The 25,012-nt window shown below is 40.6% G+C and carries 25 protein-coding genes; all 25 read left to right on the forward strand.

The features are described from left to right. Nucleotides 1-70 precede the first annotated feature (70 nt). The 25 genes from D8837_RS04660 (at nt 71) to lacG (ending at nt 24,994) form a co-directional block, all read left to right on the forward strand. On the forward strand, nt 71-868 hold the full coding sequence (locus tag D8837_RS04660) for a formate/nitrite transporter family protein (protein ID WP_000254773.1): 798 nt from the start codon (nt 71-73) through the stop codon (nt 866-868). Between the two features lie 147 nt (nt 869-1,015). Then, on the forward strand, nt 1,016-2,296 hold the full coding sequence (locus D8837_RS04665) for an O-acetylhomoserine aminocarboxypropyltransferase/cysteine synthase family protein (protein WP_125456354.1): 1,281 nt from the start codon (nt 1,016-1,018) through the stop codon (nt 2,294-2,296). Nucleotides 2,297-2,391: 95 nt separating this feature from the next. Then, nucleotides 2,392-3,666 (forward strand): DUF2130 domain-containing protein, encoded by a 1,275-nt coding sequence (locus D8837_RS04670; protein ID WP_125456355.1) that lies wholly within the window; start codon nt 2,392-2,394, stop codon nt 3,664-3,666. 10 nt (nt 3,667-3,676) lie between these two features. Next, a complete protein-coding gene (gene truB / locus D8837_RS04675) occupies nt 3,677-4,555 on the forward strand; it encodes a tRNA pseudouridine(55) synthase TruB (RefSeq protein ID WP_084927624.1) in 879 nt (292 codons plus the stop codon). A gap of 111 nt (nt 4,556-4,666) precedes the next feature. Beyond that, on the forward strand, nt 4,667-5,305 hold the full coding sequence (gene udk, locus D8837_RS04680; protein WP_001181377.1) for a uridine kinase: 639 nt from the start codon (nt 4,667-4,669) through the stop codon (nt 5,303-5,305). 127 nt (nt 5,306-5,432) lie between these two features. Beyond that, complete coding sequence (gene xseA / locus D8837_RS04685) at nt 5,433-6,773, forward strand: exodeoxyribonuclease VII large subunit (protein ID WP_125456356.1); 1,341 nt, start codon at nt 5,433-5,435, stop codon at nt 6,771-6,773. Next, nucleotides 6,751-6,963: an exodeoxyribonuclease VII small subunit gene (locus D8837_RS04690; RefSeq protein WP_000043226.1), complete on the forward strand. Its 213-nt coding sequence runs from the start codon at nt 6,751-6,753 to the stop codon at nt 6,961-6,963. Before xseA ends, D8837_RS04690 begins: the two co-directional genes overlap by 23 nt. After that, a complete protein-coding gene (locus D8837_RS04695; protein WP_125456357.1) occupies nt 6,960-7,835 on the forward strand; it encodes a polyprenyl synthetase family protein in 876 nt (291 codons plus the stop codon). The genes D8837_RS04690 and D8837_RS04695 overlap by 4 nt, the downstream gene beginning before the upstream one ends. Further along, nucleotides 7,828-8,643 carry a TlyA family RNA methyltransferase gene (locus D8837_RS04700; protein WP_125456358.1) on the forward strand — a complete coding sequence of 272 codons (816 nt, stop codon included), beginning with the start codon at nt 7,828-7,830 and terminating at the stop codon, nt 8,641-8,643. The genes D8837_RS04695 and D8837_RS04700 overlap by 8 nt, the downstream gene beginning before the upstream one ends. Next, nucleotides 8,636-9,067 carry an arginine repressor gene (locus D8837_RS04705; RefSeq protein ID WP_125456359.1) on the forward strand — a complete coding sequence of 144 codons (432 nt, stop codon included), beginning with the start codon at nt 8,636-8,638 and terminating at the stop codon, nt 9,065-9,067. The genes D8837_RS04700 and D8837_RS04705 overlap by 8 nt, the downstream gene beginning before the upstream one ends. Nucleotides 9,068-9,073: 6 nt before the next feature. Further along, the gene (recN, locus tag D8837_RS04710) at nt 9,074-10,741 is read left to right on the forward strand and encodes a DNA repair protein RecN (RefSeq protein ID WP_125456360.1); all 1,668 of its coding nucleotides are present in this window, start codon (nt 9,074-9,076) and stop codon (nt 10,739-10,741) included. 1 nt (nt 10,742) lies between these two features. After that, a complete protein-coding gene (locus D8837_RS04715; protein ID WP_049486887.1) occupies nt 10,743-11,471 on the forward strand; it encodes a metallophosphoesterase family protein in 729 nt (242 codons plus the stop codon). A 78-nt stretch (nt 11,472-11,549) separates the two neighbouring features. Next, nucleotides 11,550-13,373, forward strand: a complete 1,824-nt coding sequence (gene lepA / locus D8837_RS04720) for a translation elongation factor 4 (protein ID WP_125456361.1) — start codon at nt 11,550-11,552, stop codon at nt 13,371-13,373. Nucleotides 13,374-13,633: 260 nt separating this feature from the next. Further along, on the forward strand, nt 13,634-14,110 hold the full coding sequence (locus tag D8837_RS04725; protein ID WP_185755669.1) for a PTS sugar transporter subunit IIA: 477 nt from the start codon (nt 13,634-13,636) through the stop codon (nt 14,108-14,110). A gap of 38 nt (nt 14,111-14,148) precedes the next feature. Next, entirely contained in the window at nt 14,149-14,454 is a 306-nt protein-coding gene (locus D8837_RS04730) for a PTS sugar transporter subunit IIB (RefSeq protein ID WP_000590547.1), read from the forward strand. A gap of 46 nt (nt 14,455-14,500) precedes the next feature. Beyond that, nucleotides 14,501-15,976, forward strand: coding sequence for a PTS galactitol transporter subunit IIC (locus D8837_RS04735; protein ID WP_125456362.1), 1,476 nt, complete (start codon nt 14,501-14,503; stop codon nt 15,974-15,976). Between the two features lie 98 nt (nt 15,977-16,074). Continuing rightward, nucleotides 16,075-16,998 carry an aldose 1-epimerase family protein gene (locus D8837_RS04740; RefSeq protein WP_125456363.1) on the forward strand — a complete coding sequence of 308 codons (924 nt, stop codon included), beginning with the start codon at nt 16,075-16,077 and terminating at the stop codon, nt 16,996-16,998. Between the two features lie 259 nt (nt 16,999-17,257). After that, the gene (gene lacA / locus D8837_RS04745) at nt 17,258-17,683 is read left to right on the forward strand and encodes a galactose-6-phosphate isomerase subunit LacA (protein ID WP_000029277.1); all 426 of its coding nucleotides are present in this window, start codon (nt 17,258-17,260) and stop codon (nt 17,681-17,683) included. A 30-nt stretch (nt 17,684-17,713) separates the two neighbouring features. Then, a complete protein-coding gene (gene lacB / locus D8837_RS04750; protein ID WP_001216913.1) occupies nt 17,714-18,229 on the forward strand; it encodes a galactose-6-phosphate isomerase subunit LacB in 516 nt (171 codons plus the stop codon). Nucleotides 18,230-18,239: 10 nt separating this feature from the next. Next, nucleotides 18,240-19,169 carry a tagatose-6-phosphate kinase gene (locus D8837_RS04755; RefSeq protein ID WP_125456364.1) on the forward strand — a complete coding sequence of 310 codons (930 nt, stop codon included), beginning with the start codon at nt 18,240-18,242 and terminating at the stop codon, nt 19,167-19,169. A gap of 1 nt (nt 19,170) precedes the next feature. Beyond that, nucleotides 19,171-20,151, forward strand: coding sequence for a tagatose-bisphosphate aldolase (lacD, locus tag D8837_RS04760; RefSeq protein ID WP_061439149.1), 981 nt, complete (start codon nt 19,171-19,173; stop codon nt 20,149-20,151). A 223-nt stretch (nt 20,152-20,374) separates the two neighbouring features. After that, nucleotides 20,375-21,211: a PRD domain-containing protein gene (locus D8837_RS04765; RefSeq protein ID WP_125456365.1), complete on the forward strand. Its 837-nt coding sequence runs from the start codon at nt 20,375-20,377 to the stop codon at nt 21,209-21,211. A 35-nt stretch (nt 21,212-21,246) separates the two neighbouring features. Further along, complete coding sequence (locus D8837_RS04770; RefSeq protein ID WP_125456366.1) at nt 21,247-21,564, forward strand: PTS lactose/cellobiose transporter subunit IIA; 318 nt, start codon at nt 21,247-21,249, stop codon at nt 21,562-21,564. Beyond that, nucleotides 21,564-23,255, forward strand: a complete 1,692-nt coding sequence (locus D8837_RS04775) for a lactose-specific PTS transporter subunit EIIC (RefSeq protein WP_001037324.1) — start codon at nt 21,564-21,566, stop codon at nt 23,253-23,255. The genes D8837_RS04770 and D8837_RS04775 overlap by 1 nt, the downstream gene beginning before the upstream one ends. A 332-nt stretch (nt 23,256-23,587) precedes the next feature. Beyond that, complete coding sequence (lacG, locus tag D8837_RS04780) at nt 23,588-24,994, forward strand: 6-phospho-beta-galactosidase (protein WP_125456367.1); 1,407 nt, start codon at nt 23,588-23,590, stop codon at nt 24,992-24,994. The last annotated feature ends 18 nt before the right edge of the window (nt 24,995-25,012 follow it).

The following is a 25,012-nucleotide window of genomic DNA, read 5'->3' on the forward strand; positions in this document are numbered from 1 at the left end:
TACAGAAAACGTTTCCTTAATTCTAAAGTTTATGTTATAATTATCACAAATAAAAGTTTAGGAGTTTATTATGGTTTCTTCAGAATTTATCTCAAAGATTGAATTTGCTTGCAAGAAGAAAGAAAGTCTTTATAGTCAAAGCAAATTTAAGTATGCGATTCGTTCGATGTTTGCAGGTGCATTTTTAACCTTCAGTACTGCTGCAGGTGCAGTTGGAGCTGACTTGATTAATAAAATTGCACCAGGTAGTGGACGCTTCCTCTTCCCATTTGTCTTTGCTTGGGGATTGGCCTACATTGTTTTCTTGAATGCCGAGTTGGTAACATCAAACATGATGTTCTTGACTGCTGGTAGTTTCTTGAAAAAAATCTCTTGGAGAAAAACAGCTGAAATTTTACTTTACTGTACCTTGTTCAACCTTATTGGGGCCTTGATAGCAGGTTGGGGCTTTGCTCATTCGGCAGCCTATGCACATCTGACTCACGATAGTTTCATCTCAGGGGTTGTTGAGATGAAGTTAGGCCGCTCAAATGAATTAATCTTGCTTGAGGCGATTTTGGCAAATATTTTCGTAAATATTGCGATTCTTTCATTTGTTTTGGTAAAAGATGGTGGTGCCAAACTTTGGCTCGTTTTATCAGCAATTTATATGTTTGTATTCTTAACAAACGAGCACATCGCTGCGAACTTTGCTTCTTTCGCGATTGTAAAATTCAGTGTTGCTGCTGATTCAATTGCTAACTTTGGTGTTGGAAATATGCTTCGTCACTGGGGTGTAACCTTCATTGGGAACTTCATTGGTGGTGGTCTCTTGATGGGTCTTCCATATGCCTTCCTCAATAAAAATGAAGATACTTATGTAGATTAAGAAAATGAGCACGATTGAGTCGTGCTTTTTTCGTTTTTGAAATGGAGTAATAGCTATTTCTTATATCAAAATATAGAAAACTGATATTTGTAAACTATAACTTAAGGTGCTACAATATCCTTAATCAAACTATTTGGAGGTCGTTTTATGACTCGTGATTTTAAATTTGAAACTTTGCAACTACATGCTGGTCAAGTAGTTGATCCAGCAACTAAGTCTCGTGCAGTGCCGATTTATCAAACAACATCCTTTGTTTTTGATGACACGCAGGAAGGTGCCGATTTGTTTGCCTTGAGAAAACCAGGGAACATTTATACTCGTATCACCAACCCTACAACAGCTGCCTTTGAAGAAAGAATTGCTGCCCTTGAAGGTGGTGTTGGAGCTCTTGCAACCGCATCAGGTATGGCCGCAGTGACTTATACGATTTTGGCTCTTGCTCATGCAGGTGATCATGTAGTAGCGGCATCAACTATTTACGGTGGGACTTTCAATCTCTTGAAAGAAACCCTTCCTCGTTATGGTATCACAACAACCTTTGTCGATGTGGATAATTTGGAGGAAGTAGAAGCAGCGATCAATGACAATACCAAGCTTGTCTTGATTGAAACCTTAGGGAATCCCTTGATAAACATTCCTGACTTGGAAAAATTGGCAGAGATTGCTCATAAGCATCAGATTCCACTTGTTTCTGACAATACCTTTGCCACACCTTACTTGATTAACGTCTTTTCTCACGGTGTTGATATTGCCATTCACTCTGCGACTAAATTTATCGGGGGTCATGGTACGACTATTGGTGGAGTGATTGTCGATAGCGGGCGTTTTGACTGGGCGGCTTCAGGAAAATTCTCTCAATTTGTTGAGGAAGACCCAAGCTACCACAATTTGAGCTATACTCGTGATGTGGGGGCAGCAGCCTTTATTATCGCTGTCCGTGTTCAATTGCTTCGTGATACAGGTGCAGCCTTGTCGCCATTTAATGCCTTCCTCTTGCTTCAAGGACTGGAAACCCTTTCTCTTCGTGTGGAACGCCATGTGCAAAATGCTGAGAAAATTGTTGATTTTCTTGTAAACCATCCTAAGGTAGAAAAGGTAAATTATCCAAAATTGGCAGACAGTCCTTATCATGCCTTGGCTGAGAAATACTTGCCAAAAGGTGTGGGCTCAATCTTTACCTTCCATGTCAAAGGTGGGGAGGCAGAAGCACGCAAGGTAATTGATAATTTGGAAATCTTCTCTGATCTTGCAAACGTAGCAGATGCTAAATCGCTTGTTGTCCATCCAGCTACAACCACTCACGGTCAATTGTCAGAAAAAGACTTAGAGGCAGCAGGTGTCACACCAAACCAAATCCGTTTGTCTATCGGACTTGAAAATGTAGATGATTTGATTGAAGATTTGCGCTTGGCCTTGGAAAAAATTTAAAGGAAAAGAAGATAAACAGTGGGTTTCGACTCGCTGTTTTTGATTTTCCCTTAGGCATGATATAATGGTTACAGAAGTCTAGAAAGAGGAACGATATGAACGAAATCAAATGCCCCAACTGTGGGGAAGTCTTTACAGTAAATGAAAGTCAGTATGCCGAACTTTTGTCCCAAGTGAGAACAGCAGAGTTTGATAAGGAATTGCACGATCGGATGAAGCAGGAACTGGCCTTGGCTGAGCAAAAGGTCATGAATGAACAACAGTCTAAACTAGCTCAAAAAGACCAAGAAATTGCTCAATTGCAGAGTCAAATCCAAAACTTTGATACAGAAAAAGAATTGGCCAAGAAAGAGGTTGAACAGATAAGCCATCAGGCCTTATTGGCTAAGGACAAGGAAGTACAGGCCTTGGAAAACCAATTGGCGACCTTGCGTTTAGAGCATGAAAATCAACTGCAAAAGACCCTTTCTGACCTAGAAAAAGAACGAGACCAGGTCAAAAATCAGCTCCTACTGCAAGAAAAGGAAAACGAGCTTTCTCTTGCTTCTGTTAAGCAAAACTACGAAGCCCAGCTCAAGGCAGCAAGTGAACAAGTCGAATTTTACAAGAATTTCAAGGCTCAACAATCTACAAAAGCGATTGGGGAAAGCCTAGAACAGTATGCGGAAAGTGAGTTTAACAAGGTCCGTAGTTTCGCCTTTCCAAATGCTTATTTTGAGAAGGATAACAAGATCTCTGCGCGTGGGTCTAAGGGGGACTTTATCTTCCGTGAGTGTGATGAAAATGGAGTGGAAATCATTTCTATCATGTTTGAGATGAAAAACGAAGCGGATGGGACTGAGAAGAAGCACAAGAATGCGGATTTTTACAAGGAATTGGACAAGGATCGTCGTGAAAAGAACTGTGAATATGCGGTTTTGGTTACTATGTTAGAGGCAGATAATGACTACTTTAATACAGGGATTGTTGATGTCAGCCACGAGTATGAAAAGATGTATGTGGTTCGTCCTCAATTCTTTATCCAGTTGATTGGTCTCTTGCGAAATGCTGCGCTTAATTCTTTGAAATACAAGCAAGAGTTGGCTTTAGTTCGGGAGCAAAATATCGATATTACACATTTTGAGGAAGATTTGGACGCCTTTAAACAGGCCTTTGCTAAGAACTATAATTCAGCTTCGACCAACTTTGGTAAAGCAATCGATGAAATTGACAAGGCCATCAAACGCATGGAAGAGGTCAAAAAATTCCTAACCACATCTGAAAACCAACTTCGTCTTGCAAACAACAAACTGGAAGATGTCTCCGTCAAAAAATTGACCCGAAAAAATCCAACTATGAAAGCGAAATTTGAAGCATTGAAGGGGGAGTGAGAAAGCAAAAATGAACGGTATTATCAACTTAAAAAAAGAAGCGGGGATGACCTCGCATGATGCGGTTTTTAAACTGCGTAAGATTTTGGGAACCAAGAAGATTGGTCATGGTGGGACCTTGGATCCGGATGTGGTGGGTGTTTTGCCCATTGCAGTTGGCAAGGCGACACGCATGGTCGAGTTTATGCAGGACGAGGGCAAGGTCTATGAGGGGGAAATCACTCTGGGCTATTCAACGACGACAGAGGATGTTAGTGGGGAAGTGGTCGCTGATACACCCGTTCTGTCGCCCCTGGATGAAAAGCTTATCGATGAAGCGATTGCTAGCTTGACTGGGCCTATTACTCAGATTCCGCCTATGTATTCAGCTGTTAAGGTTAATGGTCGCAAACTCTATGAGTATGCGCGTGCAGGTCAAGAAGTAGAGCGTCCAGAACGACAGGTGACTATTTATCAATTTGAGCGGACAAGTCCGATTTCTTATGAGGGTTATCTTGCACGCTTTACTTTTCGTGTGAAATGTAGCAAGGGAACCTATATTCGTACCCTATCGGTTGATTTGGGAGAGAAGCTTGGTTATGCGGCCCATATGTCTCATCTGACTCGAACTAGTGCAGCTGGTTTACAGCTAGAAGATGCTCTTACCTTGGAAGAAATTGCTGAAAAAGTAGAGGCTGGTCAACTGGACTTTCTCCATCCTTTAGAGATTGGGACAGGCGACCTTGTCAAAGTTTTCCTAACTCAAGAAGAGGCTACAGAAGTACGCTTTGGTCGTTTTATAGAGCTCGAACAAACAGAACAAGAATTAGCTGCCTTTGAAGATGATAAATTGCTAGCCATTCTAGAAAAACGGGACAATCTCTACAAGCCAAGGAAGGTTTTTAGCTAGTCTAACTGGAGTGTGGGGATGGAATTGTTTCCACTAGACCATCCAAATCAGACTATAAATTTTGCAAAAAATGTGATAGAATAGACCACGGATAAAAAAACGGAGGATAGCATGCAAAATAGACCAATCATTATCGGAGTGACAGGTGGTTCTGGTGGAGGTAAGACCAGTGTTTCAAGAGCCATTTTATCGCATTTCCCTGATGAAAAGATTTCCATGATTGAGCATGATTCATACTACAAGGATCAGTCTCATTTGACCTTTGAAGAGCGTGTCAAAACTAACTACGACCATCCTTTTGCCTTTGATACAGACTTGATGATTGAGCAGATTAAGGAATTGTTGGCAGGGCGTCCGGTGGACATCCCGACTTATGACTATACAGAGCATACACGCAGTAGCAAGACCTATCGTCAGGAGCCTCAAGATGTCTTTATCGTTGAGGGGATTTTGGTCTTGGAGGACAAGCGCCTGCGCGATTTGATGGATATCAAGATTTTTGTGGATACAGACGATGATGTGCGCATTATTCGTCGGATCAAGCGTGATATGGAAGAGCGTGGCCGTAGCCTTGATAGCGTTATTGACCAGTATTTAGGTGTGGTCAAGCCCATGTACCATCAGTTTATCGAGCCAACCAAGCGTTATGCCGATATCGTCATTCCTGAGGGAGTCAGCAATACAGTGGCTATCGACCTGTTGACGACCAAGATTGAAAAGATTTTGGAAGAAGCTCGAAATAGCAAATAATCAGATGTGGAGGCTTTGCCTCCTTTTTCTATTTTTCCCTCATAATGGTACATAAATGGAGATTTTTAGGCATATTTTTGGTATAATAATACCCATGAAAGAGCAAGAAAATGAATAGTAGGTGGAGATGGAAAAGTATTTATCGGTAACAACTTTGACCAAGTATCTGAAAATGAAATTCGATAAAGACCCTTACTTGGAACGGGTCTATTTAACTGGTCAAGTTTCCAACTTTCGTAAACGACCTACTCACCAATATTTCTCCCTAAAAGATGATCATGCAGTTATTCAAGCGACCATCTGGTCTGGGATTTATCAGAAATTAGGCTTTGACCTGGAAGAAGGAATGAAGATCAATGTAATTGGTCGCGTGCAGGTTTATGAGCCGAGTGGTAGCTACTCCATCATCATTGAAAAGGCAGAGCCTGATGGAGTTGGTGCGCTTGCGATTCAGTTTGAACAACTCAAGAAAAAATTGACAGAAGAAGGTCTGTTTCAAGAACGCTTCAAGCAACCTCTTCCTCAATTTTCTAAGAGAATTGGTGTAGTAACCAGTCGCAGTGGAGCTGTGATTAGAGATATTATCACGACCGTCAGCAGGCGATTCCCAGGTGTGGACATTCTTCTCTATCCGACCAAGGTTCAAGGTGAAGGGGCTGCGGAGGAAATTGCTCGAAATATTTCGCGTGCTAATGAACGTGACGATTTGGACTTGCTCATTATTGGTCGTGGTGGTGGTTCCATCGAGGATCTCTGGGCCTTTAACGAAGAAATTGTGGTACGAGCTATTTTTGAATCTCGTTTGCCAATCATTTCTAGTGTGGGGCATGAGACGGATGTGACCTTGGCAGATTTTGTGGCAGATAAACGTGCTGCAACACCAACAGCTGCAGCTGAACTGGCAACACCTGTGACCAAGTTGGATCTATTAGCTCATTTGCAAAATCAGGAGAAACGGATGGCAACAGCAGTCCGAAATGTCCTATCTAAGAAACAAGAATCTTTGAAAAAATGCAGTCAGTCTGTCATCTTTAGACAGCCAGAGCGTTTGTATGATGGCTATATGCAACGCTTGGACCAACTGCAACTGCGTTTAAAACAAAGTTTGCGAACACGGATTTCTGATAACAAACAGCTAATACAAGCAAGGACCCATCAACTAATCCAATTATCACCTGTTACCAAAATCCAACGTTATCAAGACCGTCTAGGCCAGTTGGACAAGCTCTTACGTAGCCAAATGGCGCTGGTTTATGATGTCAAGGTTGCTGAGGTCAAACGACTTTCGGAAGCCTTGCTCATGTTGGATACCAGTCGAATCGTGGCGCGTGGTTATGCTATTGTCAAAAAAGAAGAGTCCGTTGTAGATTCGGTTGAGAGTTTGAAGAAAAAGGACCAAGTGACGCTTTTGATGCGAGATGGTCGAGTAGAATTAGAGGTTAAAGATGTCAAAACAAAAGAAATTTGAGGAAAATCTAGCAGAACTGGAGACCATTGTCCAAAGTTTGGAAAATGGTGAAATTGCTCTGGAAGATGCTATTGCTGCCTTTCAAAAGGGTATGGTCTTGTCAAAAGAACTCCAAGCGACGCTGGACAAGGCTGAAAAGACCTTGGTCAAGGTTATGCAAGAAGACGGAACAGAAAGTGATTTTGAATGAATAAGCAAGAAAAATTAGCTCTTGTTGAGTCGGCTTTGGAAGACTTTTATGGAGACCAGCAGTTTGCCTCTAGTTTGCGAGAGTCTGTTCTCTATTCCATTCATGCTGGTGGCAAGCGTATTCGGCCTTTTCTCTTGTTAGAAGTTTTGGAAGCCTTGCATATTGCCATCAAACCTGCTCATGCGCAGGTGGCTGCGGCCTTGGAAATGATTCATACAGGGAGCTTGATTCATGATGATCTTCCAGCTATGGATGATGATGATTACCGTCGGGGACGTTTGACCAATCATAAGAAATTTGGTGAGGCTATGGCAATTTTGGCTGGAGATGCTTTATTCCTAGATCCTTATGCTTTGATAGCGCAGGCAGATTTGCCAAGTCAGATCAAGGTGGACTTGATTGCCAACTTATCTCTTGCTTCAGGTAGTCTGGGTATGGTGGCAGGGCAGGTTTTGGACATGGAGGGTGAACACCAAATTCTGACTTTGGAAGAACTCCAGACCATTCATGCCAATAAGACTGGAAGACTACTAGCTTATCCCTTCCAAGCGGCTGCTACCATAGCCGAATTGGCACCTGAAATTCAGGCAAAACTGAAAACTGTTGGGGAATTGATTGGACTTGCTTTTCAAGTTCGAGATGATGTGTTAGATGTGACAGCTAGTTTTGAAGAAATTGGCAAGACACCACAAAAGGATTTACAGGCTGAAAAATCAACCTACCCTGCTTTGTTGGGCTTGGAAGAAGCTATTGCCTTTTGTAACCAAACTCTGGATCAAGCTAATGCCAAATTAGAAGAAATTGCCCAGCAGGTTCCCTTTGAAATAGAATCGATTGTAAAAGTAGTAGAAAGTTTGAGAATCAATGGCTAAGGAAAGAGTGGATGTACTAGCTTATAAACAGGGTTTGTTTGAGACACGAGAGCAGGCCAAGCGTGGTGTAATGGCTGGCCTAGTCGTAGCAGTCCTTAATGGAGAACGGTTTGACAAGCCAGGAGAGAAAATCCCAGATGACACCGAGCTAAAACTCAAGGGGGAGAAACTCAAGTATGTCAGCCGTGGTGGCTTGAAACTGGAAAAGGCCTTGCAGGTCTTTGATTTGTCAGTAGAAGGGGCAACAACGATTGATATCGGGGCCTCTACTGGAGGTTTTACCGATGTTATGCTACAGAATGGTGCTGAGTTGGTCTTTGCAGTCGATGTTGGTACCAACCAGTTGGCTTGGAAATTACGCCAAGACCCACGGGTGGTTAGCATGGAGCAGTTCAATTTCCGCTATGCTGAAAAGACTGATTTCGAGCAGGAACCGATCTTTGCCAGTATTGACGTGAGTTTTATTTCCCTCAGTCTGATTCTTCCGGCCTTGCATCGTGTCTTGGCTGAACAAGGTCAGGTCGTGGCTTTGGTTAAGCCCCAGTTTGAGGCAGGACGTGAGCAGATTGGGAAAAATGGTATTATTCGAGATGCCAAGGTTCACCAAAATGTCCTTGAATCTGTCACAACCATGGCAGTAGAGGAAGGCTTTTCAGTCCTTGGTTTGGACTTTTCTCCCATCCAAGGTGGACATGGAAATATTGAGTTTTTAGCGTATTTGAAAAAAGAAGAGTCAGCAAGCAATCAGGTTCTTGCTGATATTGAAGAAGTAGTAGAGAGGGCGCATAGTCAATTTAAAAATGAATAAAAAAGAGAGACTTGAAAAAATTAGACGATTTGTGACAGATTATCAAATCGGTACACAAGAAGAAATCGTAGAACATTTGAAAGATGCAGGAATTACTGCCACTCAGGCAACGGTATCCCGAGATATCAAAGAATTAGGTATTGTCAAAATTCCTTTGAGAGATAATACCTATGTCTATGAATTGCCAAAATCAATCGTGAAAAGTTTGCAACTGGCTGAAGACAATATCGAATCGGCTCAATTGATGGATAAGATGATCAATCTCCAAGTTATCCCAGGAAATACAGCCTTTGTAAAAGCTCAGTTAACCGAGACGTTTGCGGATAAGATTTTTAGCTGTTTAGCTGATGATAGCTCGATTTTAGTCATTGCCAGAAGTGAAAATCTAGCTGAGGAAATCTTTGAACAAGTAAAAAATTGGTAGGTCTATATGTTACTTGAAATTTCGATAAAAAACTTTGCCATTATTGAGGCTATTTCCCTCAATTTTGAAAAGGGAATGACTGTCTTGACTGGTGAAACGGGTGCAGGGAAGTCGATTATCATTGATGCTATGAATATGATGTTGGGAGCTCGTGCTACGACAGATGTTATTCGTCATGGTGCGCCAAAGGCAGAGATTGAGGGGCTTTTCTCAGTTGAGAATAGTCGCCTTTTACAGGAAATTTTTGATGAGCAAGGTTTGGAATTGGGGGATGAAATTATCATCCGTCGGGAAATCTTGCAAAATGGTCGGAGTATCAGCCGTGTGAATGGCCAGATGGTCAATCTGTCTGTTTTGCGTGCTATTGGGCAACATCTGGTGGATATACATGGTCAGCATGACCAAGAAGAGTTAATGCGTCCACAACTGCATATCCAGATGTTGGATGAATTCGGTGATGCAGATTTTTGGGACTTAAAAGAAACCTATCAAATGAGTTTTGATGCCTACCGTAAAATGCGCAAGCAGGTTCTGGAAGTCAAGAAAAACCAACAAGAACATAAGGCACGTATCGAAATGTTGGAATTTCAAATGGCAGAGATTGAGGCTGCAAACTTGCAGGCTGGTGAAGACCTGGCTCTAAACCAAGAGCGAGAGAAGCTCCTTAACCATAAAAATATTGCGGATACGTTGACCAATGCCTATAGTATGTTGGACAATGAAGATTTTTCAAGTCTGGCCAATGTTCGTTCAGCCATGAATGACATGGAAAGTGTCGAAGAGTATGACCCTGAATACCGTGAAATTTCAATCTCTCTGTCTGAGACCTACTATATCTTAGAAGATATTAGCAAGCGTCTGGAAGCTATTATTGAGGACCTTGATTTTGACGGCAATCGTCTCATGCAGGTTGAGAATCGTTTGGACCTCCTTCATACCATTACCCGTAAGTATGGTGGAACTGTAGATGATGTCTTGCTTTATTTTGCCAAGATTACGGAAGAATACAATCTCTTGACAGGAAATAACCTTTCATCTGAAGACATGGAAGCAGAGCTTAAGGAATTGGAAGTCAACCTTGTTGACTTGGCAGGTCAGCTTGCATCTGCTCGTCATGACTTGGCACAGCAGCTCGAAGCAGAGATTAAACAAGAGCTTCAAGACCTTTATATGGAAAAAGCCCAGTTTCAAGTTCGTTTTAGCAAGGGCAAATTCAGCCGTGAGGGAAATGAAATGGTTGAGTTTTATATTTCAACCAACCCTGGTGAAGACTTTAAACCCTTGGTCAAGGTTGCGTCTGGCGGAGAATTATCTCGTCTCATGCTCGCCATTAAGTCTGCCTTTTCACGTAAAGAAGGCAAGACTAGCATTGTCTTTGATGAAGTTGATACGGGAGTTTCAGGTCGTGTAGCTCAGGCTATCGCGCAGAAGATTCACAAGATTGGTCAGCATGGTCAGGTTCTGGCTATTTCCCATTTGCCACAAGTGATTGCGATTGCGGATTATCAATTCTTTATTGAGAAGATTAGTAATGACCATTCAACAGTTTCGACTGTTCGTCTCTTGACGGTTGAAGAGCGAGTTGAGGAAGTTGCTAAAATGTTGGCAGGTGATGATGTGACGGAAGCAGCCCTGACGCAAGCTAGGGAATTGTTGAGAAACAGGGAGAAATAAGATGACAGACTATTATGTAATTGGAGATGTTCACGGAAAAGCTGGGATGCTGGAAGACCTTCTCAAAACATGGGATGGTCAGACCCAGTTGCTCTTTCTAGGAGACTTGATTGACCGCGGTGAGGATAGTCGCCGTGTTCTTGAAATGGTTAAGGACTTAGTGGACAATCAAGGGGCTATCTGTTTATCAGGAAACCACGAGTATATGTTTTTGACATGGCTCGATGATCCAGAAGAAAGCTATGATCACTATCGCCGTAATGGTGGAGATACAACCATTAACTCTATCCTAGGTCGTCCCTTGAATGCACCAGTTGATGGAGTTGGGGATGCCAAGCGTGTTGCTACTGAAGCGGCAGATTTGGTCGAATTTATTCGTCAAATGCCGTTTGTGGTAGAGACAGACAAGTATATCTTTGTTCACGCAGGCATTGATTTAACCTTAGATGACTGGCATGAAACCACAGATTATAAAAAAGTCTGGCTTAGAAAACCATTCCATGAAGCCGAAAATCATACTGGAAAAATCATTATCTTTGGCCATACACCGGTTTATGGTTTGTTAAAGCAAGAGCGTGGTACTGCTGAGCTTTGGACTACAGAAGATGGCAAGATTGGAATGGATGGAGGAGCTGTTTATGGTGGTGTCCTTCATGGGATTGTCTTTACAGATCAAGGAATGACAGAACACCACTTTATCGAAAATGACGGCTTTGTCGCTGAAGATTAGTACTCCTAGCAGGGTATGGTCTTGTCAAAATGTCAAAAACAATTTATAATAAATAGATACCCTGAAAGGAAGAGAATCATGAACTTAGAAGAATTGAAAAAACGACAGGAGAAGATCCGGAACTTCTCTATTATCGCCCATATTGACCATGGAAAGTCGACTCTAGCAGACCGCATTTTGGAAAAGACGGAGACGGTTTCTAGTCGTGAAATGCAAGCCCAACTTCTGGATAGCATGGATCTAGAGCGTGAACGCGGGATTACCATTAAGTTGAATGCCATCGAGTTGAATTACACGGCAAAAGATGGGGAAACTTATATTTTCCACTTGATAGACACACCGGGGCACGTAGACTTTACCTATGAAGTTTCACGTTCACTCGCTGCCTGTGAAGGAGCGATTTTGGTAGTTGATGCTGCTCAAGGGATTGAGGCTCAAACCCTTGCCAACGTTTATCTGGCCTTGGACAATGATTTGGAAATCATGCCAGTCATTAATAAAATTGACCTGCCAGCAGCAGATCCAGAGCGAGTGCGTACAGAGATTGAAGATGTCATTGGTTTAGATGCCAGCGAAGCAGTCTTAGCATCAGCTAAAGCTGGTATTGGTATCGAAGAAATCCTCGAGCAAATCGTAGAAAAAGTACCAGCACCAACGGGTGATGTGATGGCGCCACTTAAGGCCTTGATTTTCGACTCTGTTTACGATGCCTACCGTGGGGTTATTCTTCAAGTGCGTGTCATGGATGGGGTGGTCAAACCTGGTGATAAGATTCAGCTCATGAGCAATGGCAAGACCTTTGATGTTACGGAAGTCGGTATCTTTACACCCAAGGCAGTTGGTCGTGATTTCCTTGCGACTGGGGACGTTGGTTATATTGCAGCTTCTATCAAGACTGTTCAGGATACTCGTGTGGGTGATACCGTTACCTTGGCAACCAATCCTGCAGCAGAGCCATTACATGGCTACAAGCAGATGAATCCTATGGTCTTTGCTGGTCTCTATCCTATCGAGTCAAACAAGTACAATGACCTACGTGAAGCGCTTGAAAAATTGCAACTGAATGATGCTAGTCTCCAATTTGAACCAGAAACATCTCAGGCACTTGGATTTGGTTTCCGTTGTGGTTTTCTTGGTCTTCTCCATATGGATGTTATCCAAGAACGTTTGGAACGTGAGTTTAACATCGACCTCATCATGACAGCTCCGTCTGTTATTTACAAAGTTAATTTGACCGACGGTGAGTCTATGGATGTGTCTAACCCATCTGAGTTCCCAGATCCTACCAAGATTGCGACCATTGAAGAGCCTTATGTTAAGGCGCAAATCATGGTACCACAGGAGTTTGTCGGAGCAGTGATGGAATTAGCTCAGCGCAAGCGTGGTGATTTTGTGACGATGGACTATATTGATGATAACCGTGTCAATGTTATCTATCAAATTCCTCTTGCGGAGATCGTCTTTGACTTCTTTGATAAGCTTAAGTCTTCAACTCGTGGTTATGCAAGCTTTGACTACGAATTGTCAGAGTATCGTCCGTCTAAGCTGGTCAAAATGGATATCCTTCTCAATGGAGACAAGGTGGATGCCCTTAGCTTTATCGTTCACAAGGATTTTGCCTACGAACGTGGAAAACTCATCGTTGATAAACTTAAGAAAATCATCCCTCGTCAACAATTTGAAGTACCAATCCAAGCAGCTATTGGACACAAGATTGTCGCTCGTACTGATATCAAGGCCCTTCGTAAGAACGTACTTGCTAAATGTTATGGTGGTGACGTTTCTCGTAAGCGTAAACTGCTTGAAAAACAAAAAGCTGGTAAGAAACGCATGAAAGCTATTGGATCAGTAGAAGTTCCACAAGAAGCCTTTCTAAGCGTTTTGAGCATGGATGAAGAATAAGTTGTTTAATTGCATTTCCTTATTCATAGGAAATTTATATAAGAATCAATAGTAAAGCAGGCTTAGATGGTCTGCTTTTTTAGTTTCTAGAACAGAAAAATTGTTTGAAGTGTTTGTTTATATGTTTGTTTTTATACAACAAGCTACAAAAACAACAAAAATATAAAAAAAGAGACAAAAAACAACAGAAAAATATTGACAACGATTTCATATAGTGTTATACTTATAGCATAAAGTTAATGGAAAGAAGGGAAAACCTTATGGGATTAGATCATTTCTTTGACAAAAACCTTGTGTTTTGCTTAGAAGCGGATAATCAAGAACATCTCTTTGATCAGGTTGCAACTTTATTGGAAGAACGAGAAATCGTAACTCCAACTTATCGTGAAGCCTTGATTACGCGTGAAAAGTCATTTCCAACTGGCTTAGATATGGAATTTTTGGGTAAGGATTTGCCGAATGTGGCTATTCCTCACACAGATATTGTTCATAATCTAGCCGAAAAAGTTGTGGTCGTTCGATTAGAGAAACCAGTGACTTTCCACAATATGATTGCGCCAGATAAGGAAGTAGAGGTATCCTTGCTCTTCTTTATCATTAATAACTCAAGTTCAAGTCAAACGAACATTCTTGCTCAGTTGATGGACTTCTTTACTGGAAATGGTCATCTTGAAGACCTATCAAAAATTTCTGATCCTGAAGCCCTCTATGCTTATATCGCTGAAGCAACTGCATAATCTTGTCTATTAAAAATATTAAATCGGAGGAAATCCATATGATTAAAATTCTTGCTGCCTGCGGTGCAGGTGTTAACTCAAGCCACCAAATTAAAAGTGCTCTTGAAGAAGAACTTTCAAACCGCGGTTTCGATGTTCATTGTGATGCAGTTATGGTAAAAGACGTTAACGAAGATCTTATCAAAGGTTATGACATCTTCACACCAATTGCTGCGACAGACCTCGGTTTTGACCCAGGTATTCCAGTTATTGAAGCTGGACCAATCTTATTCCGTATCCCAGCAATGAGTGCTCCAGTATTTGACAATATTGAAGCAGCTATCAAAGAACACGGATTAAGCTAATTCAAATTTGTTAACATTCATATAACATAAAAAGGGAGGAACTGTTATGGATGCAATCTTTGGCCTAATCAAAGAATTTTTCACACCTATCTTAGATATGGGTGGACCTGTCATCATGTTAATCATTTTGACAGTATTGGCTTTACTTTTTGGAGTTAAATTCTCCAAAGCGCTTGAAGGTGGTATCAAACTTGCCATCGCTCTTACAGGTATCGGTGCTATCATAGGTATGCTAAATGGTGCTTTCTCAGCATCACTTGCAAAATTCGTTGAAAACACTGGTATCCAATTGAGTATCACTGACGTTGGTTGGGCACCACTTGCAACAATCACTTGGGGATCTGCTTGGACACTTTACTTCTTGCTTATCATGCTGATTGTCAACGTAGTAATGCTTGCTATGAAGAAAACTGATACACTTGATGTCGATATCTTCGATATCTGGCACTTGTCTATCACAGGTCTTTTGATTAAATGGTATGCAGACAACAATGGTGTGAGCCAAGGAGTTTCACTCTTTATTGCTACAGCAGCTATCGTTCTTGTTGGTGTGTTGAAAATTATCAACTCTGACTTGATGAAACCTACATTTGATGACCTTCTTAACGCTCCAAGTTCATCACCAATGACATCAACTCACATGAACTACATGATGAACCCAGTTATCATGGTTTTGGATAAGATTTTTGAAAAATTCTTCCCAGGTCTTGATAAATATGACTTTGATGCTGCTAAATTGAACAAAAAAATCGGTTTCTGGGGATCTAAATTCTTTATCGGTTTCATTCTTGGTATTGTTATCGGTATTATGGGAACTCCACATCCAATTGAAGGGGTTGCAGATGCAGATAAATGGCGTCTTGTTATCAGAGGATGGTTGTCTCTTGGTTTGACTGCCGGTGTATCTTTGGAACTCTTCTCACTTATCGGTTCATGGTTCATCGCTGCCGTAGAACCACTTTCACAAGGTATTACAAACGTTGCTACTAAACGTCTTCAAGGACGTAAATTCAACATCGGTCTTGACTGGCCATTCATCGCTGGTCGTGCTGAAATCTGGGCTTGTGCTAACGTACTTGCACCAATCATGTTGATTGAAGCTGTGCTTCTTTCAAAAGTCGGAAATGGTATCTTGCCACTTGCAGGTATCATCGCTATGGGTGTTACTCCAGCTCTCTTGGTTGTAACTCGTGGTAAATTGCTCCGTATGATTATCTTCGGAACACTCTTGTTGCCACTCTTCCTTCTTTCAGGTACACTTATTGCACCATTTGCAACAGAACTTGCTAAAGGTGTAGGTGCCTTCCCAGCAGGTGTGAGCGAAACTCAATTGATCACTCACTCAACTCTTGAAGGACCAATCGAAAAACTTCTTGGTTGGACAATTGGTAACACTACAACAGGTGATATCAAAGCAATCCTTGGTGCTGTAGTCTTCCTTGTATTCTATATCGGTATCTTTGCATGGTACAGAAAACAAATGATCAAACGTAACGAAGAGTACGCAGCAAAAGCAAAATAATGCGCTCCTATAAAATGTAAATTGTTGAAACTAGGTTGTCATACCATTAGGAGTGACAGCCTAGTTTTTTATAAACTATCAAGAAATCGGAGAAAATAATGGTAATTGAATTAAAATCAGAACAATTAAGAGTTCAATTTAACAGTTTTGGTGGGACTCTTTCTTCTATAAAAGATGCTGAGGGACTTGAGTATTTGTGGCAAGGGGATGCTACTTATTGGAGTGGACAAGCTCCTGTTCTCTTTCCCATTTGTGGTTCATTGAGAGAGGATACAGCACTTTATATAGATGAGAAGGGACAAGAAAGCAAAGGAAAGATTCCTCGTCATGGTCTGGTCCGCAAGAAAGAATTTGAATTAGTTGAACAGACAGATAAGAGTGTAACTTTTGCAATTGAAGACGATGAGAATAGCTATCAGAACTATCCTTATCATTTTCGCCTAGAAATCACTTATATCCTTACTGGAAAGACAGTACGGACTCAATACAAGATTTTCAATAAAGAAACTAGCAAGGTCCTGCCTTACTTTATTGGTGGACATCCAGGCTTTAATTGTCCCTTACTGGATGATGAAGTCTATGAAGATTATTATCTAGAGTTTGAGAAAGAAGAGACTTGCTCTGTTCCACGTCCTTTCCCAGAAACAGGTATGTTGGATTTCCATGATAGAAGTCCATGGCTAGAAGGTCAAAAAGAATTAGACCTCAGCTATGATCTTTTCAGCACTGATGCAGTCACCTTAGATGAATTGCAATCTAGAACAATTGCCCTTCGTTCTCGTAAACATGATAAGGGATTGAAAGTGCACTTTGCAGAGTTTCCAAATCTCATTATCTGGTCAACTTTGAATAAGGGTCCTTTCATTGCTTTTGAACCCTGGTCNGGCTTGTCAACATCCCTTGAAGAAGGAGATCATCTAGAAGATAAGAAGAATGTTCGNCTCCTAGAACCTNGTCAAGTGGATCAAATTGGTTTTGATATCGAAATTTTNTANTTAAAAAAACACAAAAACAAACATTAANTGTTGACTTTTTTNNGAAATAGGAGTATATTATGTTTGTAAGCAACAAATGATGTTTGCCACAAACAAACAATCACTTGTTATATTCTCTTTCGTAGAGAAAGATTATTTCTAGGGAACTGGTTTCCTAAACTTGAATAAGGTGTCATTCATCTCGTTCAATTCAATTTGTCAATAAACTGCTAGAAAACTTTTTGTAGGTAAACTGCTAAATATAAAAGGTTTTACTAGCCTAGAAAAATAAAAAGGAGTATACAATATGTCTATTGTTATCGGTGCAGATGCTGCGGGTTTGAGATTGAAAGAAGTTGTGAAAGACTTCTTGGAAAAAGAAAACTTCCACGTTGTGGATGTTACAGCTGAAGGTCAAGACTTTGTTGATGTGACTCTTGCTGTTGCTGCAGAAGTAAACAAAGAAGAACAAAACCTTGGTATCGTGATTGATGCTTATGGGGCTGGTCCATTTATGGTTGCAACTAAGATCAAAGGAATGGTTGCTGCAGAAGTATCTGACGAACGTTCAGCTTATATGACTCGTGGCCACAACAACTCACGTATGATCACTATGGGTGCACAACTTGTTGGTGATGAATTGGCTAAAAACATCGCTAAAGGATTTGTTAACGGTAAATACGATGGTGGACGTCACCAAATTCGTGTCGACATGTTGAACAAAATGTGCTAATTAGATTACAGTAAGAAAGGTAAGTTAAAAATGAGAATTGCAATTGGATGTGACCACATCGTAACAGATGAAAAAATGGCGGTTTCAGAATTTTTGAAATCAAAAGGATATGAAGTCATTGACTTTGGTACATATGACCATACACGTACTCACTACCCAATCTTTGGTAAAAAAGTAGGGGAAGCTGTAACTAGCGGTCAAGCTGATCTTGGAGTATGTATCTGTGGTACTGGTGTTGGTATCAACAACGCTGTCAACAAAGTTCCAGGTGTCCGTTCTGCCTTGGTTCGTGATATGACAACAGCGCTTTATGCTAAAGAACAATTGAACGCCAACGTTATCGGTTTTGGTGGTAAGATTACTGGTGAATTGCTTATGTGTGATATCATCGAAGCTTTCATTCATGCTGAATACAAACCATCTGAAGAAAACAAGAAATTGATTGCGAAAATTGAACACGTTGAAAGTCACAATGCTCAACAAACAGACGCAAACTTCTTCACTGAATTCCTTGAAAAATGGGATCGCGGAGAATACCACGATTAAGAGGTGACCTATGATTTTAACAGTCACAATGAACCCATCCATTGATATTTCCTATCCCTTGGATGAGTTGAAGATTGATACTGTCAATCGTGTGGTGGATGTAACTAAAACGGCTGGTGGTAAGGGACTCAATGTTACCCGAGTACTTTCAGAATTTGGAGATTCTGTTCTTGCTACTGGTTTAGTGGGTGGTAAACTTGGTGAGTTTTTGGTTGAAAATATCGATGATCAAGTAAAGAAAGATTTCTTCTCAATTCAGGGAGAAACTCGGAACTGTATCGCTATTCTCCATGGAGATAACCAAACAGAAGTTCTTGAAAAAGGTCCTGAAGTATTGGAACAAGAAGGTCAAGACTTTTTGAAACATTTCAAAAAACTCTTGGAATCAGTTGAAGTAGTAGCCATATCGGGTAGTCTGCCAGCTGGTCTTCCAGTTGATTACTATGCGAGCTTGGTAGAACTTGCTAATCAAGCTGGCAAGCCTGTTGTCTTGGACTGCTCTGGTGCGGCTCTTCAGGCGGTTCTTGAATCACCATATAAACCAACAGTCATCAAACCAAATAATGAGGAATTATCTCAGCTTCTTGGAAGAGAAGTTTCTGAGGATTTGCATGAATTAAAAGAAGTACTTCAAGAACCTTTGTTTGCAGGGATTGAATGGATTATCGTTTCACTTGGTGCCAACGGTGCCTTTGCCAAACATGGAAATACTTTCTACAAGGTAGATATTCCTAGAATTCAGGTAGTAAATCCTGTTGGATCTGGAGACTCTACTGTAGCAGGAATTTCTTCAGGACTTCTTCACAAAGAATCAGATGCAGAATTACTCATCAAGGCAAATGTCCTTGGTATGCTCAATGCTCAAGAAAAAATGACTGGTCATGTCAACATGGCCAACTATCAAGCTCTATATGATCAATTAATAGTAAAAGAGGTATAAAATGGCTTTAACAGAACAAAAACGTGCACGCTTAGAAAAACTTTCTGATGAAAATGGTATCATCTCAGCTCTTGCATTTGACCAACGTGGTGCTTTGAAACGCCTCATGGCTCAACACCAAACAGAAGAACCAACTGTAGCTCAAATGGAAGAACTTAAAGTCTTGGTAGCAGATGAATTGACTAAATACGCTTCATCTATGCTTCTTGACCCTGAGTATGGACTTCCAGCAACTAAAGCTCTTGATGAAAAAGCTGGTCTTCTCCTTGCTTATGAAAAAACAGGTTATGACACAACAAGCACAAAACGCTTGCCAGACTGCTTGGATGTTTGGTCTGCAAAACGTATCAAAGAAGAAGGTGCAGATGCAGTTAAATTCTTGCTTTACTATGACGTAGATAGCTCAGACGAACTCAACCAAGAAAAACAAGCTTACATCGAACGTATCGGTTCTGAGTGTGTGGCTGAAGATATCCCATTCTTCCTTGAAATCCTTGCTTACGATGAAAAAATTGCTGACGCTGGTTCTGTAGAATACGCGAAAGTAAAACCACACAAAGTTATTGGTGCTATGAAAGTCTTCTCAGACCCACGCTTTAACATTGATGTCTTGAAAGTAGAAGTTCCTGTTAACATTAAATATGTTGAAGGCTTCGCTGAAGGTGAAGTGGTTTATACACGTGAAGAAGCAGCAGCCTTCTTCAAAGCTCAAGATGAAGCAACTAACTTGCCATACATCTACTTGAGTGCTGGTGTATCAGCTAAACTCTTCCAAGATACTCTTGTATTTGCTCATGAATCAGGTGCAAACTTTAACGGAGTTCTTTGTGGCCGTGCTACATGGGCTGGATCAGTTGAAGCTTACATCAAAGATGGTGAATCAGCAGCTCGCGAATGGCTTCGCACAACTGGTTTTGAAAACATTGACGAACTCAACAAAGTTCTTCAAACAACAGCGACTTCATGGAAAGAACGCGTGTAATAAAGCCCTCCTAGTTTAAGAATATGATTTTAAAAAAAGTTGTATGTAAAGGTTTACAAAATAACTTACTTGTGCTATACTTAAATCACAAGTTAATACAAGGTGAGTGTTACTAAGTAATATTAGGCATGATCACAGGTGAATTAGAAATCGGCTGATTTTCTAGTTCATTTGTGGTCATTTTTTGTACTAATATACCTTTAAGATATAAAAGGAGGTTGACATGTATCGAATTCTAAATCCAATGAATCACAATGTCTCGCTTGTCAGAAATGATAAAGGAGAAGAAGTGATTGTGATTGGTAAGGGGATTACATTTGGAAAGAAGAAAGGGGATTTGATTGCTGAACATCAGGTTGAGAAAATCTTTCGGATGAAGACCGAAGAGTCGAGAGAAAACTTTATGTCTCTCCTCAAAGATGTTCCGCTTGATTTTATTACAGTGACTTATGAAATCATTGATAAGCTATCAAAGAAATATCATTATCCGATTCAAGAGTATCTCTACGTAACCTTGACAGATCATATTTACTGTTCTTACCAAGCTCTAGCACAAGGAAGGTACAAGGATAGTAATCTACCAGATATTTCCACTAAGTATCCTGTCGCTTTTCAAATCGCAAATGAAGCATTTGAAATTTACCGCCAGAAGCTAGCAGATCATTTTCCTGAGGACGAGATTATTCGGATTGCTTATCATTTCATTAATGCCGAAGGTGAAAATGAAGTGGAACTTGTGGAGTCGATTGATAAGAGGAAAGAAATTCTCAGGAATGTTGAAGAAGTTTTAACGGACTATGCAATTCAACGAACTAAAGAGAATAACCATTTCTATGATCGTTTTATGATTCATTTGAATTATTTCTTGGATTATTTAGACAGATCTAGAGATGATAACCAATCACTTCTGGATATGGAAGATCATATTAAACAATCCTATCCAAAAGCGTTCGAGATTGGTTCCAAGATCTATGATGTGATTACGCAACATACGGGTCTTGATTTGTATAAAAGTGAACGAGTTTATCTAGTTCTACATATCCAACGTTTATTGTCATAAAAATTTAATTAAAAATACCTAAGGAGAATTCTATCATGAATAGAGAAGAAGNAACATTGTTAGGTTTTGAAATCGTAGCCTATGCTGGCGATGCTCGTTCAAAACTATTGGAAGCCTTGAAGGCTGCTGAAGCTGGTGATTTTGTAAAAGCGGATACTCTGGTAGAAGAAGCTGGTTCTTGCATTGCTGAAGCTCACCACGCTCAAACAAGTCTGTTGACTAAGGAAGCAGCTGGCGAGGATTTGGCCTATAGTGTAACCATGATGCATGGCCAAGACCACTTGATGACAACTATTTTGTTAAAAGATTTGATGCATCATTTAATTGAACTCTACAAGAGAGGAGTTAAGTAATGAATAAATTAATTGCATTTATCGAGAAAGGAAAGCCTTTCTTTGAGAAACTATCTCGTAATATCTATCTTCGTGCTATTCGTGATGGTTTCATTGCAGGTATGCCTGTTATTCTCTTCTCAAGTATTTTTATCTTGATTGCCTTTGTACCAAACTCATGGGGCTTTAAATGGTCTGATGAAGTTGTAGCCTTTCTGATGAAACCTTATAGCTATTCTATGGGTATTCTGGCTCTCTTGGTAGCTGGTACAACAGCTAAGTCATTGACCGACTCAGTAAATCGTAGCATGGAGAAAACCAATCAAATCAACTATATGTCAACTTTATTGGCAGCAATTGTTGGTTTATTGATGTTGGCAGCTGATCCTATCGAAAATGGCCTAGCTACTGGATTCTTGGGGACAAAAGGTTTGCTTTCAGCCTTCCTTGCTGCCTTTGTTACCGTAGCAATCTATAAGGTTTGTGTTAAGAACAATGTCACTATTCGTATGCCTGACGAAGTTCCACCAAATATCTCACAAGTCTTTAAAGATGTGATTCCATTCACTCTCTCAGTTGTTTCACTTTATGCTCTTGATTTACTAGCTCGTCATTTTGTTGGTGCTAGTGTAGCAGAATCAATCGGTAAATTCTTTGCACCATTATTCTCTGCTGCTGATGGTTATCTAGGTATTACGATTATCTTTGGTGCCTTTGCTTTCTTCTGGTTTGTTGGTATCCATGGTCCATCTATCGTTGAACCAGCTATCGCAGCTATTACCTATGCCAATGCCGAAGTCAACTTGAACCTTCTCCAACAAGGTATGCACGCTGACAAGATTCTTACTTCTGGTACACAAATGTTTATCGTTACCATGGGTGGTACTGGTGCGACACTGGTTGTTCCATTCATGTTCATGTGGTTAACAAAATCTAAACGTAACCGTGCAATCGGTCGTGCTTCAGTAGTTCCAACTTTCTTCGGTGTAAATGAGCCTATCTTGTTCGGTGCTCCATTGGTATTAAATCCAATTTTCTTCATTCCATTTATCTTTGCTCCAATCGCAAACGTTTGGATCTTCAAATTCTTTATTGAAACTCTTGGAATGAACTCATTTACTGCTAATCTACCATGGACAACTCCAGCTCCACTAGGTCTAGTTCTTGGTACTAACTTCCAAGTTCTATCATTCATTCTTGCTGCTCTTCTAATCGTGGTTGACGTAGTCATTTACTACCCATTCCTTAAAGTATATGATGAACAAATTCTTGAAGAAGAGCGTTCAGGTAAGTCTAATGATGAATTGAAAGAAAAAGTTGCTGCAAACTTCAACACTGCAAAAGCAGATGCTATTCTTGAGAAAGCGGGTGTAGAAGCAGCACAAAATACCATCACTGAAGAAACAAATGTTCTCGTTCTCTGTGCAGGTGGAGGGACAAGTGGTCTCCTTGCAAATGCTTTGAACAAGGCAGCTGCAGAATACAATGTTCCTGTGAAAGCAGCAGCAGGTGGCTATGGTGCTCACCGTGAAATGTTGCCAGAGTTTGATCTTGTTATCCTTGCTCCTCAAGTTGCTTCAAACTTTGAAGATATGAAAGCNGAAACAGATAAGCTCGGTATTAAACTTGCGAAAACAGAAGGCGCTCAATACATCAAATTAACTCGTGATGGAAAAGGTGCTCTTGCATTTGTACAAGCGCAATTCGATTAACGATAGGGACCCTGAAACAGTCTCCTATCGTTACGGAAATCGCTATGGCGAATTTCCTAATCGCCTTGTTAATTCGTCGGTAAAAAGATATCGTTTTTACTTCCTCATGTCACAATTCGATTAATAATAGGGACTATGAAATAGTTTCCTCTCGTTACGGAAATTGCTATGGCGAATTTCCTAATCGCCTTATTAATTCGTCGGTAAAAAGACATCGTTTTTACCTCCTCATGTCACAATTTGGTGACTCGGTACAAGAAGTGAGATGGAGAAGGATGGCTCACTGACTCCTCTCACTTTTACTTTATTTAAATCAAGAAATAGGTGAAAAAATGACAAAAACATTACCAAAAGACTTTATTTTCGGTGGCGCAACAGCTGCCTATCAAGCAGAAGGTGCTACACATACTGATGGAAAAGGACCAGTTGCGTGGGATAAGTATCTTGAAGATAACTACTGGTACACTGCAGAACCAGCCAGTGATTTTTACAATCTATACCCAGTTGACCTCAAGCTAGCAGAAGAGTATGGTGTCAATGGCATTCGAATTTCTATTGCCTGGTCACGTATTTTCCCAACCGGTTACGGCCAAGTAAATGCTAAAGGTGTTGAGTTTTATCATAATCTATTTGCAGAGTGTCACAAACGTCACGTTGAGCCCTTTGTAACTCTTCATCACTTTGACACGCCAGAAGCTCTCCACTCAAATGGAGATTTCTTAAACCGTGAAAATATTGAACACTTTGTAGACTACGCTGCCTTCTGTTTTGAAGAATTTCCAGAAGTAAACTATTGGACAACCTTTAATGAAATTGGGCCAATTGGTGATGGTCAATACTTGGTTGGTAAATTCCCTCCAGGTATTCAGTACGACCTTGCCAAAGTTTTCCAATCGCACCACAATATGATGGTTTCTCATGCGCGTGCAGTCAAGCTATATAAAGATAAAGGTTATAAAGGTGAAATTGGTGTTGTTCACGCTCTGCCAACTAAGTATCCTTTGGATCCTAAAAATCCAGCAGATGTTCGTGCAGCAGAGTTGGAAGATATTATTCACAATAAATTTATCTTGGATGCAACTTATCTTGGACACTATTCAGATGAAACGATGGAAGGTGTCAACCATATCTTATCAGTTAATGGTGGTAGCTTAGATCTTCGTGAAGAAGATTTCGAAGTATTAGAAGCCACAAAAGACTTGAATGACTTCCTTGGAATTAATTACTATATGAGTGATTGGATGGAAGCCTTTGATGGAGAGACTGAAATTATCCATAATGGTAAGGGTGAAAAAGGAAGTTCCAAATACCAAATCAAAGGTGTTGGTCGTCGTGTAGCTCCTGACTATGTGCCACGCACGGACTGGGATTGGATTATATACCCTCAAGGTCTGTATGACCAAATCATTCGTGTGAAGAAAGATTATCCGAACTACAAGAAGATTTACATCACTGAAAATGGTCTTGGATATAAAGATGAGTTCGTTGATAACACTGTTTACGATGATGGTCGTATTGATTACGTGAAGCAACACTTGGAAGTATTATCTGATGCGATTGCAGATGGTGCTAATGTAAAAGGTTACTTCATTTGGTCATTAATGGATGTCTTCTCATGGTCAAACGGTTATGAAAAACGTTACGGTCTCTTCTATGTAGACTTTGAAACTCAAGAACGTTATCCTAAGAAATCAGCTCACTGGTACAAGAAAGTAGCGGAAAGTCAGATTATAGACTAGTAGAATTAGTAATTAGAT

Source organism: Streptococcus mitis (assembly GCF_003942965.1).
GTDB lineage: Bacteria > Bacillota > Bacilli > Lactobacillales > Streptococcaceae > Streptococcus > Streptococcus mitis_BH.